At 72.0% G+C, this 17,057-nt stretch carries 14 protein-coding genes and 1 pseudogene; 9 read left to right on the plus strand and 6 right to left on the minus strand.

From position 1 onward, the window contains the following. The first annotated feature begins 220 nt into the window (after nucleotides 1–220). The 6 genes from STSP_RS19920 (at nucleotide 221) to STSP_RS19945 (ending at nucleotide 7,617) form a co-directional block, all read left to right on the plus strand. Complete coding sequence (locus STSP_RS19920; RefSeq protein ID WP_067279720.1) at nucleotides 221–2,329, plus strand: ATP-binding protein; 2,109 nt, start codon at nucleotides 221–223, stop codon at nucleotides 2,327–2,329. 237 nt (nucleotides 2,330–2,566) lie between these two features. Further along, a complete protein-coding gene (locus tag STSP_RS40330; protein WP_067279721.1) occupies nucleotides 2,567–2,761 on the plus strand; it encodes a DUF5999 family protein in 195 nt (64 codons plus the stop codon). Beyond that, nucleotides 2,758–3,216: an ATP-binding protein gene (locus tag STSP_RS19930; RefSeq protein WP_067279722.1), complete on the plus strand. Its 459-nt coding sequence runs from the start codon at nucleotides 2,758–2,760 to the stop codon at nucleotides 3,214–3,216. The genes STSP_RS40330 and STSP_RS19930 overlap by 4 nt, the downstream gene beginning before the upstream one ends. Nucleotides 3,217–3,529: 313 nt before the next feature. Beyond that, nucleotides 3,530–5,764, plus strand: a complete 2,235-nt coding sequence (locus STSP_RS19935; protein WP_232789721.1) for an FUSC family protein — start codon at nucleotides 3,530–3,532, stop codon at nucleotides 5,762–5,764. A gap of 185 nt (nucleotides 5,765–5,949) precedes the next feature. Continuing rightward, a complete protein-coding gene (locus STSP_RS19940; protein ID WP_067279724.1) occupies nucleotides 5,950–6,717 on the plus strand; it encodes an NPP1 family protein in 768 nt (255 codons plus the stop codon). A 132-nt stretch (nucleotides 6,718–6,849) separates the two neighbouring features. After that, the gene (locus STSP_RS19945) at nucleotides 6,850–7,617 is read left to right on the plus strand and encodes a sulfite exporter TauE/SafE family protein (protein WP_067279726.1); all 768 of its coding nucleotides are present in this window, start codon (nucleotides 6,850–6,852) and stop codon (nucleotides 7,615–7,617) included. Between the two features lie 137 nt (nucleotides 7,618–7,754). On the opposite strand, the gene STSP_RS19950 is transcribed toward STSP_RS19945, so the two are convergent. The 6 genes and pseudogenes from STSP_RS19950 to STSP_RS19975 form a co-directional block, all read right to left on the minus strand. Next, nucleotides 7,755–8,327, minus strand: coding sequence for a GNAT family N-acetyltransferase (locus STSP_RS19950; protein ID WP_067279728.1), 573 nt, complete (start codon nucleotides 8,325–8,327; stop codon nucleotides 7,755–7,757). A gap of 75 nt (nucleotides 8,328–8,402) precedes the next feature. Next, nucleotides 8,403–8,711, minus strand: a pseudogene (locus STSP_RS19955) (carbohydrate kinase family protein); the annotation flags it as partial. 125 nt (nucleotides 8,712–8,836) lie between these two features. Then, a complete protein-coding gene (locus STSP_RS19960; protein WP_067279730.1) occupies nucleotides 8,837–9,433 on the minus strand; it encodes a TetR/AcrR family transcriptional regulator in 597 nt (198 codons plus the stop codon). Beyond that, the gene (locus tag STSP_RS19965) at nucleotides 9,430–10,908 is read right to left on the minus strand and encodes an MFS transporter (protein ID WP_067279733.1); all 1,479 of its coding nucleotides are present in this window, start codon (nucleotides 10,906–10,908) and stop codon (nucleotides 9,430–9,432) included. Before STSP_RS19965 ends, STSP_RS19960 begins: the two co-directional genes overlap by 4 nt. A gap of 200 nt (nucleotides 10,909–11,108) precedes the next feature. After that, nucleotides 11,109–13,181, minus strand: a complete 2,073-nt coding sequence (locus STSP_RS19970; protein WP_067279736.1) for a SpoIIE family protein phosphatase — start codon at nucleotides 13,179–13,181, stop codon at nucleotides 11,109–11,111. Nucleotides 13,182–13,356: 175 nt separating this feature from the next. Continuing rightward, nucleotides 13,357–13,908, minus strand: a complete 552-nt coding sequence (locus STSP_RS19975; RefSeq protein ID WP_067279738.1) for a DoxX family protein — start codon at nucleotides 13,906–13,908, stop codon at nucleotides 13,357–13,359. A 392-nt stretch (nucleotides 13,909–14,300) separates the two neighbouring features. Between STSP_RS19975 and STSP_RS19980 the strand changes: the two genes are divergently transcribed. From STSP_RS19980 to STSP_RS19990, 3 genes are all read left to right on the plus strand, one after another. Then, nucleotides 14,301–14,888 (plus strand): RNA polymerase sigma factor, encoded by a 588-nt coding sequence (locus tag STSP_RS19980; protein WP_067279740.1) that lies wholly within the window; start codon nucleotides 14,301–14,303, stop codon nucleotides 14,886–14,888. Then, nucleotides 14,878–15,642 (plus strand): anti-sigma factor family protein, encoded by a 765-nt coding sequence (locus STSP_RS19985; RefSeq protein WP_067279742.1) that lies wholly within the window; start codon nucleotides 14,878–14,880, stop codon nucleotides 15,640–15,642. The genes STSP_RS19980 and STSP_RS19985 overlap by 11 nt, the downstream gene beginning before the upstream one ends. 226 nt (nucleotides 15,643–15,868) lie before the next feature. After that, a complete protein-coding gene (locus tag STSP_RS19990) occupies nucleotides 15,869–17,026 on the plus strand; it encodes a serine hydrolase domain-containing protein (RefSeq protein ID WP_067279744.1) in 1,158 nt (385 codons plus the stop codon). Nucleotides 17,027–17,057: the final 31 nt, after the last annotated feature.

Consider the following 17,057-nt stretch of genomic DNA (forward strand, 5'->3'; position numbering starts at 1 on the left):
CCTGGCTGTGCGCCCGCCGAGGTGTTCGTCGCCGCCGCGCCCATGAATGCCTCGAATCAGCCCCGGTCAGCGGCTTTTCACCCGCTCGGACCGGGCCGACACCTCAAGGCTATGCCCGGGCCGCCCCGTACGCACCGCGCTGGGAGGCATCTCTCCAGGCGGCCGCGGCATTTGACCTGCATTTGACCGGTTCGGTGGCCGGACCTAGCGTGAGAACACTATGGCGGCGGAGCACGCGCCGACGCGGCACAGGGGCAACCTCCCCGGCGAACCCGATCTTGTCGGCCGCCGACAGGAGCTGTCCGAGGCCGGGAGGCTGCTCGCCGACGTGCGTCTGCTGACCCTCACCGGCGTCGCAGGCGTCGGCAAGACCCGGCTGGCGCGCCGCGTCGCCGACCAGGTCCGCGCGGCCTTCCCGGACGGCGTATGGCTGGTCGAACTCGCGCCGCTGGACAACGAGGGCCTGCTGCCGCAGACGGTCGCGGGCGCACTCGGACTCCGGTACCAGGCCGCGCCGCACCCGACGCAGCTGCTCGTCGACCACCTGCGGGACAAGCGGGCCCTGCTGGTGCTTGACAACTGCGAGCACCTGCTGACGGGCTGCGCGCTGCTCACCGACCGCCTGCTGCGGGAGGCGCCCCGGCTCCGGGTCCTGGTCACCAGCCGCCAGCCACTGCGGCTGGACGGCGAGTCGGTGATGACCGTCGAACCCCTGCCGGTGCCCGCGCCGGACCTGGCGTACTCCCCGGAACGCCTTGCCGACCATGCGGCGGTGCGGCTCTTCGCACTGCGGGCCGGGCAGGCGGTACAAGGGTTCGTACTGGGCCCTGAGAACCTCGACTACGTGGTGCGGCTCTGCAGACGTCTCGACGGCCTTCCGCTGGCCATCGAACTGGCCGCCGTCGGGCTGCGGACGCTCACCGCCGAGCAGATCCTGCACCGGCTGGACCAGCGGCTGGAGCCCGCGCGAGGCATCACCGCCGCGGCGCCGCCGCGACACGAGACCCTGACCGCGGCCATCGACTGGAGCTTCGACCTGTGCTCCCCGGGCGAGCGGGCGCTCTGGGCGCGGGTGTCGGTGTTCGCCGGGTCCTTCGACCTGGAGGCCGCGGAAGAGGTCTGCTCCGGCGACGGCATCGCCCGCGACGACGTCCTCGACCTGGTGGCAGGACTGGTCGACAAATCGATCCTGGTCCGGCAGGAGGAGGGCGATCGGGTGCGGTACCGGCTGCTGGAGACCATCCGGCAGTACGGGGCGGACCGCCTCGCCGGGCTCGGTCTCGCGCCGGCACTGCAGCGGCGCCACCGGGACTGGTACCACCGGCTGGCCTGCCGGGCGGAGGAGGAGTGGCTGAGCCCGCGCCAGGAGCAGTGGCTGGCCCGGCTGCGCAGCGAGCACGCCAACCTCCGGGCCGCCCTGGACTTCTCCTGCGCGGATCCCGCCCAGGCCGGGCCGGGTCTTGAGATCGCCGCGGCGCTGTGGCCGCACTGGATCTGCGGCGGACACCTCAGCGAGGGCCGCCACTGGCTCGGCCGGCTGCTGCGGCTCGCACCCGATGCGACTGTGGCCCGCGGCCGGGCGCTGTGGGTGGACGCCTGGCTGGCGACGGCCCAGGGCGACACCGCGTCGGCGCGGCCGCGGCTTGCGCAGTGCTGGTCGCTGGCGCTCCACCTCGACCATCCCCCCACCCGGACCCGGTGCACGCAGCACCTGGGTGCCCTCGCCCTGTACGAGGGTGACTTCCCGCGGGCCGGGCGCCTCCTGCAGGAGGCGCTGGCCGGCCACCGGGCGGCCGGTGACCGCAACGGCGTGATGACCTGTCTCTACCACCTCACCATGGCCTGCGCCCTCTACGGCGATTACCGGGCCGCCCTCTTCGGCGAGGAGTGCCTGGCGCTGTGCGAGGCGGCAGGCGCCCAGTGGTCCCGCTCGTACGCGCTGTGGGCGCTGGGGCTGTACAGCTGGCGCCAGGGCGAGGCGCGGCGCGGGACCGAGCTTGTGCGTGACGCTCTGCGCACCCGGTGGGCCGTGCAGGACGGATGGGGTATGGCGCAGTGCCTGGAGGTGCTGGCCTGGTTCGCCGCCTCGTCGGGGCAGCCGGAGGCCAGCGCCCGGATGCTGGGCTCGGCGGCCGCGATGTGGCGTTCGATCGGCACGTCGCCGTCCGGGTTCCGGCATCTGGCGGCCGGGCACGAGCAGACCGCGGCGCGGCTGCGCGGCGACCTCGGCGAGCAGGCGTACGAGGACGCGTTCAGGGCGGGGGCCGGGCTGGCGCCGGACGCGGCCGTCGGACACGCGCTGCACGATCCCGCTCCCACGCACGCGTGATGCTCCGGCGGACGCCGCCTTGATCGTACGAGCCCTTCGGCAACCGGATGCCCCGCACCCATGCCTGAGGGCGATCGCCGCATCACTCCACGTCGACAACGGTGGATCTACCCATAGCGGGTCAGGTACCCATTCGGGGATTTCTCCCCTCCCCATGGCTCCGCGGTGCGGACGATCCTGACTGGGTTCCTGGAAGATTCCGTCGCCGGCCGGCGGAGGACCACGAAGGCCCGTTCCATGTGCGACCACCGACCCCCGTGCCCACGCGCCGACGCCCCCGACCACGGCTCGGCACGCATGGTGGCCTCCCATCCGGAGCAGGGCTGGAGCCTGCTGTGCAACGGCGTGGTGGTCTTCACCGACGACGGCGAGATCCAACCCGACGGACGCGTCATCCCGGCCCCTCGGACGCATCACGGACCGACAGCATGAACTCGGCACTCACCATCGCACCGCGTCCCCGCACCCCGCAGCGTGGCCCGGCCCCCGAGTGGGCCGCCTGCGGGGCCACCTGGGTGCTGCGGCACGACCCGTCGTCGGTACGCAGGGCGCGCCGTCTGGCCGTCGCCCAGCTGGCGCTCTGGTCGCTCGGCGAGTACATCGAGGACGCGGAGCTGCTGGTCAGCGAGCTGGTCACCAACGCGCTGCGCCACACGCGCGGGCCGATCCGGCTCACGCTCTCGCTGCACCCCGCGGGCGGTGGACTGCGCTGCGAGGTCGAGGACGGCGATCCCACCCCGCCCCGCGTGCGACACGCTTCGGAGGAGGACGAGTGCGGGCGGGGACTGCACCTGCTGGAGCTGCTCTCCCACTGCTGGGGCAGTAGGACGACGGCCGTGGGCAAGGTCGTGTGGTTCGACCTGCTCGCGGGCGCCGCTGCCGCCTAGGGAGCCCGTACGGAAGGGAGTCGCGATTGATCGCGGATTCGGACGGCACGCGTAGCGAAGGGAGATGCGATTGGAGCGACCCGTACGGCACGTAGGCCCGACGAAGGGAGATGCCCTTGGCGGACACGATGCTCAGGCCCACACAGCGACGCCCATAGGCCCGGAGACCGAAGGCTGACAACCCTCACCGCAGCCTCCGCCTCCGGGCCCCCTTGTGCCCGAACGCGCTCCCGCCGGCGTTGGCGGAGGCCGTGCGTCCGCTCGGGACCGATGTGATCATGGGAGGGACGACGAGCGGGCAGGGATGCTGACCATGGGCCCTGAGGCGGAGGACACCGGCAGTGCCACCGCACGGGCCCGTGCCCGCCCAGCCCGGGCGATGCGCCGGGCCGCCACGCTGCGGCACGGCACGGGCGCATCGGCGTGCGCGGCACGCCGGGCCGTCCGGGTGACGGTCGCGGCCGTCGCCGCCTTCTACCTCTGCCTCTACGGCCTGCACCAGCCGGTCACCGCCACATACGCCCTGTTCGCGGCGGTGGCCATGGCCGGTCTCTCCCGTATCCCCGGCACCGGGCGCCAGCGCGCGGCCGTGGTGCTCCGGGTGCTCCCGGTCGGCTGGGTTCTCGTGGCGGCCGGGACGCTGCTGGCGGTGAACACGTGGGCCGCCGTGGCGGGAATGCTGGTGATCGGCTTCCTGCTGGCGTTCGCTGCGGCGGCCGGTCCCCGGCTGGGCGGGGCTGCCCCGGGCCTGCAACTCCTGTACATCCTGCCGTGTTTCCCTCCCTACGCCCCGGAGACACTGGGGCAGCGGCTGAGCGGGATGACGCTGGGCATCCTGCTGCTCGTGCTCGCCGAGATCCTGCTGCTGCCCGACCCGCCCGCCACCTCGTACCGCGCCCTGTCGGCGGACGCGGCCGCGACCGCCGCCCGGTGCGCGACCGAACTCGCGAACCCGCCATGGACGCTGTCAGCCGAGTCGCGCAGCGCGGCACGGTCGGCCGGCGAGGCGCTGCGCCCCCTTCACGTACCCGAGTCGGAGCGTCCCGCCGGACCAGGACCGCGCGAACGGGCGCTCGCCCATACCGGCATGGCCGCCCGTGTCCTCCTGGCACGTCTGCAAGACGTACCCGCTCCCGGACCCCAGGGCCGCCATCCCCCATCCGTCGAACTTCTGCACGAGATCGCGGATTCGGCCCGTCGGACCGCCACGGCGCTGCGCACCGGCAGCCCGGCAGGCCCCGTACGGCTGCCGGACGCCCTGGCCCGGTACCGGCGCCTCCGCACGGTGCCGGCGGACGGTGCGACACGCGAGACCACCAGCATGGTGATGCACCGTCAGGCGATGCTCATCGAGGCCGCCCATGCCGGTGTGACGCTGGCGACGGCAGCCGATCTCGCCCTGGGACGCCGCCGCCTGCCCGCCCCGGCGCAGGACGCGGGTTTCTGGTACGCGGGCCACGGCGCGGTACGGCTGTGGGCGCACCGGCTGGTGGCGCACCTGAGCCCCCGCTCGGTGTACTTCCAGAACGCCGTGCGCATCAGCCTGGCCCTGGCGGCCGCACGTACGGTGGCCGGGGTCGACTCCCTGCCGCACGGATTCTGGGCCATGCTGGCCGCTCTGACCCTGATCCGCACCACGGCCGCGCAGACGGGCGCGATCGTACGCCAGGCCCTGGTCGGCGCCCTGCTGGGTGCGCTGGCCGCAGCCGCCCTGCTGGTGTCCGTCGGAGGGAACACCACGGCCTACGCCGTGGCACTCCCCGTGGTCATGCTCGCCACGTTCTGGATCGGCCCCACACGCGGTGCGGGATGGGCGCAGGGCCTCTTCACTCTGGTCGTGTCCTTCGTGTTCGCCCAGCTCGCGCCGGCCACCTGGCAGCTGGCCGAGGTCCGCTTCCTCGACGTTCTCACGGGCAGCGTGATCGGGCTGGTGATCGGCCTGCTCGCCTGGCCGCGGGGCGCCCAAGAGGAGCTGCGCCGCGACGTCGCCGTGCTGCTCGGCACCATCGGCTCGACCATCAGCTCGACCACGTCGGTCCTCACCGGGGGGCAGGCGCAGGACCGGGGGAGCGGGCCCTCGCTGCAGCACGCTCTGGTCCTGGCGGAGTCGTCCTATGCGCAGTACCAGAGCGAACCGCGCCGGTCCGGCACACCGGGGGTGGACTGGCAGGCGGCGCTGATGGCCGGGCACCACGCCCTGCGGGGGTCACGGCGCCTGCTGGATCCGGGGACGTGGGACGGCGGCCGGCCGCTCGCGCCCGTTCACGGGGCGGGCCTTGCCAGGGACGGTGACGATCTGGCCAGGCGGTACGAGCTGGTCGGCACCCTCCTCGCAGACGCACGTCCGCCGGCGTCGCCGTCCGGCCACCCGGATTCCGGCAAGGCCGACAGCCTGCAGCCGCAAGGCAGCCCCGATCCACCGCCGCTCTACTACGACGCCGAGGCATGGCTGCAGGGACTGGCCGTCGATCTGGACCGCATCACCCAGGCCACGGCCGCGTCCGTGGCGGGGCCGTCACTCAAGGGCGAAGGCGCATCCGGGACTTGAGCCGCGCGCTCGCCCGATGAATTTGGCGGTAATCGCCAACGCACGGAGCAGCAGGCCGCGTCGGCTGTTCTTTCATCGATCTGACACCTCCTGACGCTCACGTTGTCAATGACGCCCGCAAGAGTGAGCTGAGCATGCCAATCTGGCCTGCCTACCCCCCAGGCGCGGTCACTCAGGAGGACGCGGTGAAGAGACGCTCGCTCACGCGCAAGGTCCCGCTCATACTCGGCAGCGCCATCGCGCTGGTCGTCGCCTTCCCGGGCAGCGCCCTCGCCGACCCTCCCAAGGCCCTGCCCGCCAACGCGGACAGCCTGGAGCAGACGTTCCAACCGGCCTACGACTACGACACCGACGGCTGCTACCCCACGCCCGCCATCGGCCCCGACGGCACCCTGAACGGCGGCCTCAATCCGACCGGTGCCCTCAACGGCCAGTGCCGCGACTCATGGGACCTCGACAACACCAACGGATACGCGCGCTACAAGTGCAACAACGGCTGGTGCGCCCTCATGTACGGCCTCTACTTCGAGAAGGACCAGGCCGTGGCGGGCAGCAGCCTCGGCGGGCACCGCCACGACTGGGAGCACGTCGTGGTGTGGGTGCAGAACAACCAGGCGCAGTACGTCTCCACCTCCAACCACGGCAGTTTCACCGTCCACAGCCGCGACCGGATCCGGTGGGACGGCACGCATCCCAAGATCGTGTACCACAAGGACGGTGCGAGCACGCACTGCTTCCGAGCCGCCAATTCCAACGACGAGCCGCCGGAGAACCACTACCAGACGTGGCAGTTCCCCGCGTTGGTCGGCTGGAACGGCTACCCCGCAGGGCTCCGCGACAAGTTGAGCCAGGCCGACTTCGGCAGCGCCAACTTCGGCCTGAAGGACGGGAATTTCAACGCCCACCTTGCGAGTGCCAAGCCGGCGGGCATCGCGTTCGACCCGTACGCCTGAGGCCGGGTGACCGCCCCAAGCGAAGGTCGATGGGGGAGGGAGCCCCTGCTGTCTCCCTATGTAGACGGCCTTTTCATATGAGACGCAGAGAGAGGGGAGGATGGGCCGTCCACGCTCAGAAAGGAAGGTCGTGTGGCGGACCACTCCGTACTCCTGCTCGCCGCGGCGGGCGTCGCATCCGGCCTGGCCGGGTCGATCGCCGGTCTGGCCTCGCTGTTCAGCTATCCGGCACTGCTCGCCGCGGGCCTCCCTCCGGTGGCCGCCAACGTGACCAACACCGTGGCGCTGTTCTCCAACACGGTGGGTACCGCGGCCGGTTCGCGGGAGGAGCTTCGCGGCCAGCGGCGCCGTCTCGTGCGGCTCGCGCTCCTCGCGGCCGCGGGCGGTTCGGTGGGCGCGGCGCTACTGCTCGGCACTCCGTCCTCGGCCTTCGAACGCGTCGTGCCCTGGCTGATCGCCCTGGGCTCGCTGCTCATCCTGGTCCGCGAACCGCTCCGCCGACTGGCCGCGAAGCGCCTGCAGCCGGGCGACAGCGGACTGCGCGCGAGACTGCCGCTGACCTGTGCGGTCCTCCTCGTGGGCCTCTACGGCGGCTACTTCGGCGCCGCCGCGGGCGTACTCATGCTGGCGGTGCTGTCGCTGTCGGCGAACGAGCCGCTGCGCGTCACGAACGCCGTGAAGAACATCGCCACCGGAGCGGCCAACGTCACCGCGGCGATCGCCTACGCCTTCCTCGCCCCTGTCCACTGGGGAGCCGCGGCGGTGCTCAGCCTCGGATGTCTGCTCGGCAGCCGCGTGGGGCCGGTCGTGGTGCGGCGTGTCCCGGAGAAGCCGCTGCGGATCGCCATCGCCCTGGCGGGCCTGGGGCTGGCCTTCTCCCTGTGGAGCGAGGCGGGCTGACGTGTTGTCGGCAGGCGCGCCGCTGACCGTTGTGGGCAGGCGTTCCGCTGGGGGCGCCCCCAGGCCCTTGAGGCTCTGGGGGAGGAACGGGTGGGCACAACCTAGGTGTGGCCTCACCGGCGGTCGGCAGATGCCCTTCAGGGCGCCTGCTTGGACGCCCGCTTGGCCGCCCGCCACTCCGGTGCGAGGACCGACCAGACCTCCATGTCGTGCCGCTTCCCCCGGTACCGGTAGCTCTCCCGCAGCACGCCCTCCTTCGTCATCCCGAGCCGCCGGGCCACCGCGATGCTGGGCTCGTTCGCCGCCGAGACCACCCACTCCACGCGGTGGATGCCCCGCTCCTCGACGGCCCAGTCGATGATCACGCGCGCGGCCCTGGTCACCAGACCCCTGCCGGCAGCCGACGGCTCCAGCCAGCAGCCCGCCTCGGCGCTCCCTTGCTGGACGTCCATCGTCCGGAAGAGGACTCCGCCGACCAGCTTGCCCTCCGCCCAGATGCCGTGGATCCGCCCGGCGTCGGCCGCGGTCTTGTCCGCGTACGACTGCAGGAACGAGCGGCTCGACTCCAGGTCCGTGACGAAGTCCGGCAGCGCGATGTGCTGGCCGACGAACTCCCTGCCCCGGTCCATGTGGGTCAGGAACTCCTGGGCCTGCCACGGCTCGAGCGGGCGCAGTTCCGCGCCGTCGTCGCCCAGGGATATCGCGTACATCGTGACCCTCCATGGCCATGGTCGAATCTGGCGCGCACTGCGGAGGGATCTTCTCACGGGCCTGCGGACCGCCTAGAAGGACATCCGGCGGCCCGTCGGGTCCACGAGGTTCACCGCGCGTCGGGTGCCCTCGTGGGAGATCACCGGGGCGAACTCCACGTCCCCCTTGGCCAGTCGCTCGCGTACCTGCGCGCCGATCCAGTCGTCGCCGATGAGGCCGAGCAGTGTGACCCGGAGGCCGAGTGCCCGGGCGCCGAGGGCGACGTTCCCGCCGGTGTGGCCGGGCCACTCCTCGATGGGGTCGACCAGGACCGAGTCGGCGAGCGGTACCGGCAGGGAGTCGACGCGGACTATGGTGTCGACGCCGCTGCCGCCCACGACCAGGACGTCGTCATCCTGCTGCTGGCTCACCGTTCCACCTCCCTGCCTCCGATGGCGTCCCAGTATGGCGGGTCCGGTGGAGGCTGTTGCGGCATTCAGTGGCCGGACGGCCGCCGGGAGCCCGCGGGTCAGCGGTTGCCGCTGAGGAGGTCCTGGAGGGCGGGGGCGTAACGGTCGGCGAGGTCGTCGATGTTGGCCGCGCGTACGGCGTCGCCGCGGGCGATGCCGTACATGATGCCCAGGCCCAGCAGCATGCTCAGGGCGAGTTCGGCGCGCACGGCTGCGTCCGGTCCCGTGAGGCGTTCCGTGAGGCGGGCGACGACTTGCCTCCTGAAGTTGGCGCGGAGCACCTCGCCGTACTCGCCATGACTGCTGTGCAGGGGCGCGAAGGCGATACGCAGCACGGGAGCCGTTGCGCGCTCGGCCTGGCTGGTGAGCAGCTGGACGACCATGTGCCGGCCCAGTTCCTCCAGCGGAGCGTCCAGCAGCGCGTCGGCGTCCTCCTCGAAGGACAGGATGTGGGCGAACAGCCGTTCCTTGTTGCCGAAGTACTTCACGATCAGCGGCGCGCTGACTCCCGCCAACTCCGCCACGGCCTTGAGCGTGATGTCGGTGTAGGCATGGCGGGCGAACATGACCCGGGCGGCGCGCAGGATGGCGTCCCGAGACGCCTGCGCGTCCCGGCGCCGGGAGCCTTGCCCGGCGGTGGCGCTCGGCCCGCTCACGTTCCCTCCACCGTCTCCGCCGCGGCAGGAGCCGCCGACCGCACACGCGGCCCGGCCCCGCCGGCCGGGTCGCGGCGGCGCGGGATGACGAGCGCCAGGGCGCAGGCCAGCACCGCGACCGTACCAGCCATGCCGAACGCCAGCAGATAGCCGTGGAGCGTGGGCACCGCGATGCCGCCCAGCGACATCGTGTGGTGGGTGAGCACGGCGGCGACCGCGGCGCTGCACGTGGCCTGGCCGATGGTGCGCAGCAGCACGTTCACGCCGTTCACGGATGCGGTCTGGTGGGGCGGCACCGACTCGATGATGAGCGTGGGAAGGGCCGAGTACGCCAGGGCCGTGCCCGCCGAGACGACGGCCGAACCGACGATGATCAGCCAGAGTCGCTCGCTGTCCGCGAGGCGCACCCCGTACCCCGCGGCGATGACGGCGGCCCCGGCGGCCAGGGCGGTCTTCGCGCCCCGGGCGGCCGAGATCCGGGCGGATATGGGCGAGACGCACAGCATGATCAGGCCGCCCGGCAGCATGCACAGGCCGGTCTGCAGGATGGACAGGTCGAGGCCGTACCCGGTCTCTGCCGGGGCCTGGAGCAGCTGGGCGGTCACCAGCGAATTGGCGTAGAAGGCGAAGCCCGTGAACAGGGCCGCCAGGTGTGGCAGCGCCACCCGGGGCCGGGCGGACAGCCGCAGGTCCACCAGCGGATTGCGGGCCCGCATCTGGTGCAGGCACCAGGCGGCCAGCACGATCACCATGGCACCGGCGAGACCCAGCACCACCGGGCTGGTCCAGCCCCAGTCGCCGCCCTGCGAGATGGCCAGCAGCAGACAGATCAGGCCGGTGCTCAGCCCGACCGCGCCGACGGCGTCGAAGCGGCCCGGGGTGCGTGCGGGCGATTCCCGGACCGCCCACCGTGCCAGGACCAGCCCGAGTGCACCGAGCGCGGTCGTCACCCAGAACATGACGTGCCAGTCCGCGTACTGCACGATCGCCGCCGCGAGCGGCAGCCCGAGCGCCGCGCCGATACCGACCGTTGAGCTCATCAGCGCGACCGCCGAATTGGTCCGTGCCGGCGGCAAGGCGTCCCGCAGGAGGCTGATCGACAGCGGCACGACCGCGGCGGCCGACCCCTGCAGGGCGCGGGCCGCGATGAGCAGCCGGATGTCGGACGTCACGGCGCACACCAGCGAGCCGGCCGTCATCAGCGCGAGCGCGAGCAGCAGCACCCGCCGCTTGCCGTACATGTCGCCCGCCCTGCCCAGGACCGGGGTGAACACCGCCCCCGCCACCAGCGTCGCGGTGACCAGCCACGACACGGCGGTGGGCGAGGAACCGGTCAGCCGCGGGAGATCGGGCAGCAGGGGTACGACGGCCGTCTGCATGACCGCCATGAGCGACCCGCCGAAGGCCAGCACGGGCACGGTGAGGCGCTCCCTGAGGGGTGGCGCCGGAGCACCCGGGACACGAGACATCGGCATGCTCCGAGCGGAGTCGCGGAAGCAGAATTCGGTGAATAGCAATTCACCACTGTAGGTGAATTGTTGTTCACCAGCCAGAGTTAGGCGTCCAGAGTTGGCCGGCCGGAGTTGCCCGGCCGGCGTCCGCCGGTCGCAGCTCGCTGACCGGAGTTCGCCCGCCGGGATCGATTCCGCTCGCCGTCCGGCGAGCGGAGACGCCCTCAGGGCGTCGGCGTGCCGACGCGGGCGATGAGGATCGCGATGTCGTCCTCCGCCGGGGTCGCGGCAAGGTGCGTGACCAGCGTGTCGCAGAGGCCGGAAGGCTGCTGACCGGTGTGCCCGAGCAGATCGGTGAGTTCCGTCAGGCGTTCGTCGAGGTCGTGCCCGCGGGCCTCGATGAGGCCGTCGGTGTAGAGGACGAGCAGGCTTCCCGGCGGCAGGGCGACCTCGGTGGTCGTGTAGGTGATGCCGCCGATGCCCAGCGGTGCGCCGGGAGGCAGGTCGAGCAGACGTGCGTTGCCGTCGGGTGTGATCACGGCGGGCGGGGGATGGCCGGCGCGGGCGAACCGGCAGCGGTGGGTCGAGGTGTCGCACACGGCGTACAGGCAGGTGGCGAGCAGTGGGTCGTCGAGCTCCTGCATCGCCTGGTCGAGGTGGTCGAGGAGCTGGTCGGGAGGCAGGTCCAGATGGGACAGCGCACGCACCGTGGTGCGCATCTGGCCCATGACGGCGGCTGCGGTGATGCCGTGGCCCATGACGTCGCCGATGACGAGCGCGGTTCTCTCCGGGGTGATCTCGGTGACGTCGTACCAGTCGCCGCCGATCTCGTTGATGTCGGACGCCGGGCGGTAGCAGTGGGCGATCTCCATGCCCGCCGGGGCCTGCGGACGGCGGGGCAGCATGCTGCGCTGCAGGGTGAGAGCGGTGTCGTGCTCCCGGTGGTACAGCCGTGCGTTGTCGATGCAGATGGCGGCGTGAGCGGCCAGGTCGCCCGCGAGCGCGAGGTCGGCGGAGTCGAACGAGCTGGGTTCGTCCGCCCGCAGGAAGGTGGCCACGCCCAGGACGAGGCCGCGGGCGATGAGGGGCACCATCATCAGCGAGTGGACACCCATGCGGCGGATCTGCTCTGGTGTGGAGGTGTAGCGGGCGGCGGGGGCGACGGCGCGGGCGTCGACGAGGGGCAGCAGGAAGGGGCGGCGGTCTACGAGCGCCTGCGTGTAGGGGGCGACGGCCGGGAAGTACAGGATGCGGCCGACGGGAGCGAGGACGTCGGCGATGCGGGATCCGTACACGGGCGCCTTGCCGAGGCGGCGCAGGGCGGCGTCCGCAGCCAGTCCGGTCAGCGGTTCGGCGGCATCGGTGACCGTCCGCAGGACGTCGACCGTGGCGATGTCGGCGAGCCGGGGAACGGCGAGGTCGGCGAGTTCCTGACCCGTGCGGGCGACGTCGAGGGTCGAGCCGACCCGTAGCGTCGCCTCGTTGAGCATGGTCACGCGCCGGCGGGCGGTGGTGCTGGACAGGTCGTCCCGCTCGTCGGTGGTGATGTCGATGATCGAACCGCTGATGCCCAGCGGCCGCCCGGCGGGGTCGTCGAGACGGAAGTACGAGCAGGACCAGACGCGGTCGCGCTGCGGGTCGGCGGGCGTGCGGCCGATGCGGCGGAAGTTCACCACCGGCTCGCCGGTGTCCAGCACCCGGCGCAGCGCAGCCTCCATCTGCTCGGAGTTGACGCCGGGCAGCACCTCCACCGGGCGCCGGCCCAGGTGCGCCGCCGCGGGCAGGCCGTTCATGGCCTCCAGCGCGGGGTTGATCTGCTGGAACCGCAGTTCCGTGTCGAAGAAGGCAAGGCCGACGGGCGAGCCCGTGAACCACCCCTCAGGCAGCGCCTGACCACTGCGCGTGCGCTGTGCTTCGCGGGCGTCGGCGGCCAGGCACAGCATGCCCCGGCCCGCACGGCCGGGACCGGTAACCGGACACAGCCACACCTCCAGCTGGACGGTGCGGCCGGTCTTGTGGCGTACGGGAAAGGACCCGGTCGCACTCCGCCCGGCTGCGACGGCCTCCCGCAGGGATCGGGCCGCAGCCCGCTGCTGGGGGAGCACGAACTCGGTGCTGTCACGGCCGAGGACCTCGTCGGCCGCGTAACCGAGCAGGTCGGTGGCTGCCTGGGCCCACTGCACTATGCGTCCGCCGCCGTCGAGGACGACGAGGGCGACCGGCAGCACGTCCCACCGGGCTCCGGCCTGATCGTCGACCAGGGCTCTCCAGTCCCCCGCAGGCCTGGGATCCGGCATAGCAGATTCTCCACACAGCGGCTGGTACTGCCTCCTTTTTCAGTATGAACCGGTGAGAACAACCGCGGCGCCCGCGCGCGAGGCGTCGACGTAGCGGCGGCTTAGGGCGGCTCGGGACGCCGCGGCCGAGGACGTGAGCTGCCTGCGGCCGTCAGACGTCAATCGAGTGCAGACGTCATGTGAAGGCGAGGACGACGACGGCGCCGACGGCGCCCAGGCCCACCGCCACGCCGGCCGGGAGCCATCCGCCGTGCCGCCACCGGAACGGCCGGTCCAGCGAGAGAAGCCCGGGACCCACGGCGGCGACGGCGATCGCGGCGGAGGCAAGGACCAGCGGATACTCCATGCCGCCCTTGTCCGCCCACAGACCGTTCGACGACGTCGTGGCCATGGCGTTGATCATGACGCCGACCACGGCCGCGGCGGCCAGCGGGGTGAGCAGGCCGACGGCCAGACCGAGCCCGCCGAGGAGCTCCGAGGCACCGGCGAGGCCGGCGAAGAACTCACCGGGGTGGTAGCCGAGCTCGGCGAAGCCTTTGCCGCTCGCGCTCAGCCCGGGGCCACCGAAGATGCCGAAGAGTTTCTGCGCACCGTGGCCGGCCAGCAGCAGACCCACGGCGAGTCGGAGCAGAAGCATCCCGACGTCGGCGGCGGACGTGGTCAGGGGTGGGGAAGCGGCGGCGTCCGGACGCGACGCGGTCCGGAGCCGCGGAGCGGTCACTTTCATGGATGGTTCGCTTTCTGCACCGACTGCCCCCGGATGTCGACGCAGGGCTCCATGGCCGGGGGCGGGGTGCCGACGGGTGCGATGTGCCTCTCGTTCACCAGCCCGACCCGACATAGCGACAAATCACTAGATTTCTCCTCTTTCCTCCATGCATCAAGATGACGGCGAACAGGCCGGCTGTCGGCATGAGGGTGAGAGAGCGAGAGGGCGAGAGGGCGGACGAAGCCCAGCACATGGGATACGGGCCGCAGCGGCCGAAGGATTGCAAGCACTGGCGGATCGCTCCGATGGATCGCTCCGATGGATCGCGCGGCGGATTCGCCTTACACGGAAGGAGGATCCTCCGCGGCCGCCGGGGAATCCCGCAGCCGATACGGACCGTATATACGGGTATGCAGAGGTTTCGGTTCCCGGTGGGCCGCCTCCCGGACGAGGCTCTGCTGTCCGGCCTGGCCACGGGCGATCCAGAGCTCGCCGTCACCTTCGTACGGCGGTTCCAGCACACGGTCTTCGGCGTCGCCATCGCCGTGACCGGCGACCCGCAGCTCGCCGAGGACATCGCCCAGCAGACGTTCGAGCGCGCGTGGCGGCACGCGCAGATCTACGACTCCCGCCGCGGATCGGTGACGACCTGGCTGACGACCATCGCACACAACCTCGCCATCGACGCCATCCGGTCCCGCAGGCCCGAGCCGGTGGCGCCCGAGGACCTCGACGCCCTCCTCGACGTCGTGACCGACACCCCCGAGCAGCGTGCGCTGGCCGACGACGCGTCGGCCAGGCTGCGCGCCGCCGTGGCACAGTTGCCGCGCGAACAGGGCCGCGCCCTGGTGATGGCGGGCATCTACGGAATGACCGCCCAGCAGATCGCGGACTGGGAGCACATCCCCCTGGGCACGGCCAAGACCCGCATCAGGACAGCGATGGGCAAGCTGCGGACCACGCTCACGTCCCCGAAGCGAGGCGACCATGTCCAATGACGTGACCTGCGAGACGCTGCGGGAAATCGGGGCCGAGCTGGCTCTGGGCGTGCTGCCGGGCCGCGAGCGGGCCGAGGGGGTCGCGCACCTGGACCGCTGCGCGGACTGCCGGGAGTACGTCGAGCAGCTGACCCTCGTCGGCGACGGGCTGATCGGCCTGCTGCCGGGCAGCGAGCCGCCGGTCGGGTTCGAAACCCGGGTGGCGCGGGCGCTGACCCAGGCGTCGGGCGCGCATGAAGGACGACGTCTGCCCGGGCGCGGACTCGGCCGCGCGCCCAGGGGTTTCCGCGGACGACGACCGGGTCGGCTACGGCTCCGGGTCGCTGCTGCCGCGGCCGCGCTCGCGCTCGTCTTCGGCTTCGGCGGCTGGGCCGTCGGCACGGCCATCGAGACCTGGACGGCCGCCCCCTCGCAAGAGGCCGAATCCCCCTCGGGCCTGTTGTGGGCAGACCTGACCGGAGCCGGTCCCGATCGGCCTCAAGCCGGTGAGATCTGGGCCTACGCCCGGGAGCCGGGCTGGGTCTACATGTCCGTCGACCTCGACGACGCCGGGATCTCGTACAGCGGGAAGATCACCTGCCTGCTGGAGCGCACGGACGGCACCACCGTGAAAGTGGGCACGTTCGAGGTGCATGACGGATACGGCTACTGGGGCGCCCCGGCCCCCGTGGATCCGTCGACGCTCTCGGGCGTCCGTCTGACCTCGGCCGACGGTACGGTCCTGGCCGTGGCGCGCTTCGTGGCGGCCTCGTAGGCCTGGGGCCGGCCGACGGCCTCGATGGTGACCACCGTGACGGTGACGCAGTGACGGTGGCGTGGTGACCGTGAGGTGGTGACGGTGAGCTGCGGCCGACCGTCGCGTCGGATCTGACGGCGCCCGACCGATGATTCCGCTCCGCCGTGGGAGTCCTATGTCCGCAAGCCCGCCCGGCAGCGCCATGCAGGCGGGACCGCGAGGACCGAAAGGACCCGGCCGACCGATGACCAGCCTGTACGACTTTCTGAAGCCGCACGTCAGTGACGGATCGGTGCCGGGGGCCGTGGCCCTGGTCGCGCGTGGCGACCGCATCGAGGCAGAGGCCGCTGGCTCCGCCGATGCCGAGGGCACGGCCCCCATGGCGAGGGACTCGATCTTCCGTATCGCCTCGATCACCAAACCCGTCACTGCCGCGGCGGTCATGATGCTGGTGGATGACGGCCGGATCGCGCTGGACGACCCGGTCGCGCCATGGCTGCCGGAGCTGGCGTCTCCGGTCGTCGTCCGGACACCGGCCGGTCCCGTCGACGACGTGGTTCCGGCGGCCCGGCCGATCACGGTGCTCGATCTGCTCACCTCCCGCGCCGGGTACGGCTTCCCGTCCGACTTCTCGCTGCCGGCGGTCGGACCGCTGTTCAGCGATCTGAAACAAGGACCGCCGCAACCGCAGAACGTCGCCGAGCCCGACGACTGGATGGCCACTCTGTCCCGGATCCCGCTGCTGCACCAGCCGGGCGAGGCCTGGCTGTACAACACCTGCTCCGACATCCAGGGCGTGCTGATCGCGAGGGTCTCGGACCGGCCACTGCCCGAGTTCCTGGCTGAGCGGTTGTTCGAGCCGCTCGGCATGGCCGACACGGGCTTCGCGGTACCGGCCGGCAAGCTCGACCGGTTCACCAGCTACTACCGAACCGATCCACCGGGCGGCCTGGAACTCATCGACGCCCCTGACGGGCAGTGGTCCGCCATGCCGGCGTTCCCGTCCGGCGCCGGCGGGCTGGTGTCGACCGTCGACGACCTGCACGCCTTCGCCCGGATGCTGCTCGCCGGGGGCACCGTGGACGACCGTAGGTTCCTGTCGCCCGACTCGGTGCGGCAGATGACCACCGACCATCTGACCCCGCCCCAGCGCGAGGCCGGCCGGTTGTTCCTGGAGGGCCAGGGCTGGGGCTTCGGCGGCTCGGTCGACGTCCAGGCCGTCGATCCCTGGAACGTGCCGGGACGCTACGGCTGGATCGGCGGCACCGGTACGACGGCCCACATCACCCCGTCCACGGGCACGGCGGCCATCCTGCTCACCCAGGTGCAGATGCCCGGGCCGACCCCGCCGCTTCTGATGCGGGACTTCTGGCGGTACGCGGCCGGCCTTTCAGACGTGTGACGGCCGACCCGGTCCCCAGCCCCCCGTTCAC

Source organism: Streptomyces jeddahensis, assembly GCF_001642995.1.
GTDB lineage: Bacteria > Actinomycetota > Actinomycetes > Streptomycetales > Streptomycetaceae > Streptomyces > Streptomyces jeddahensis.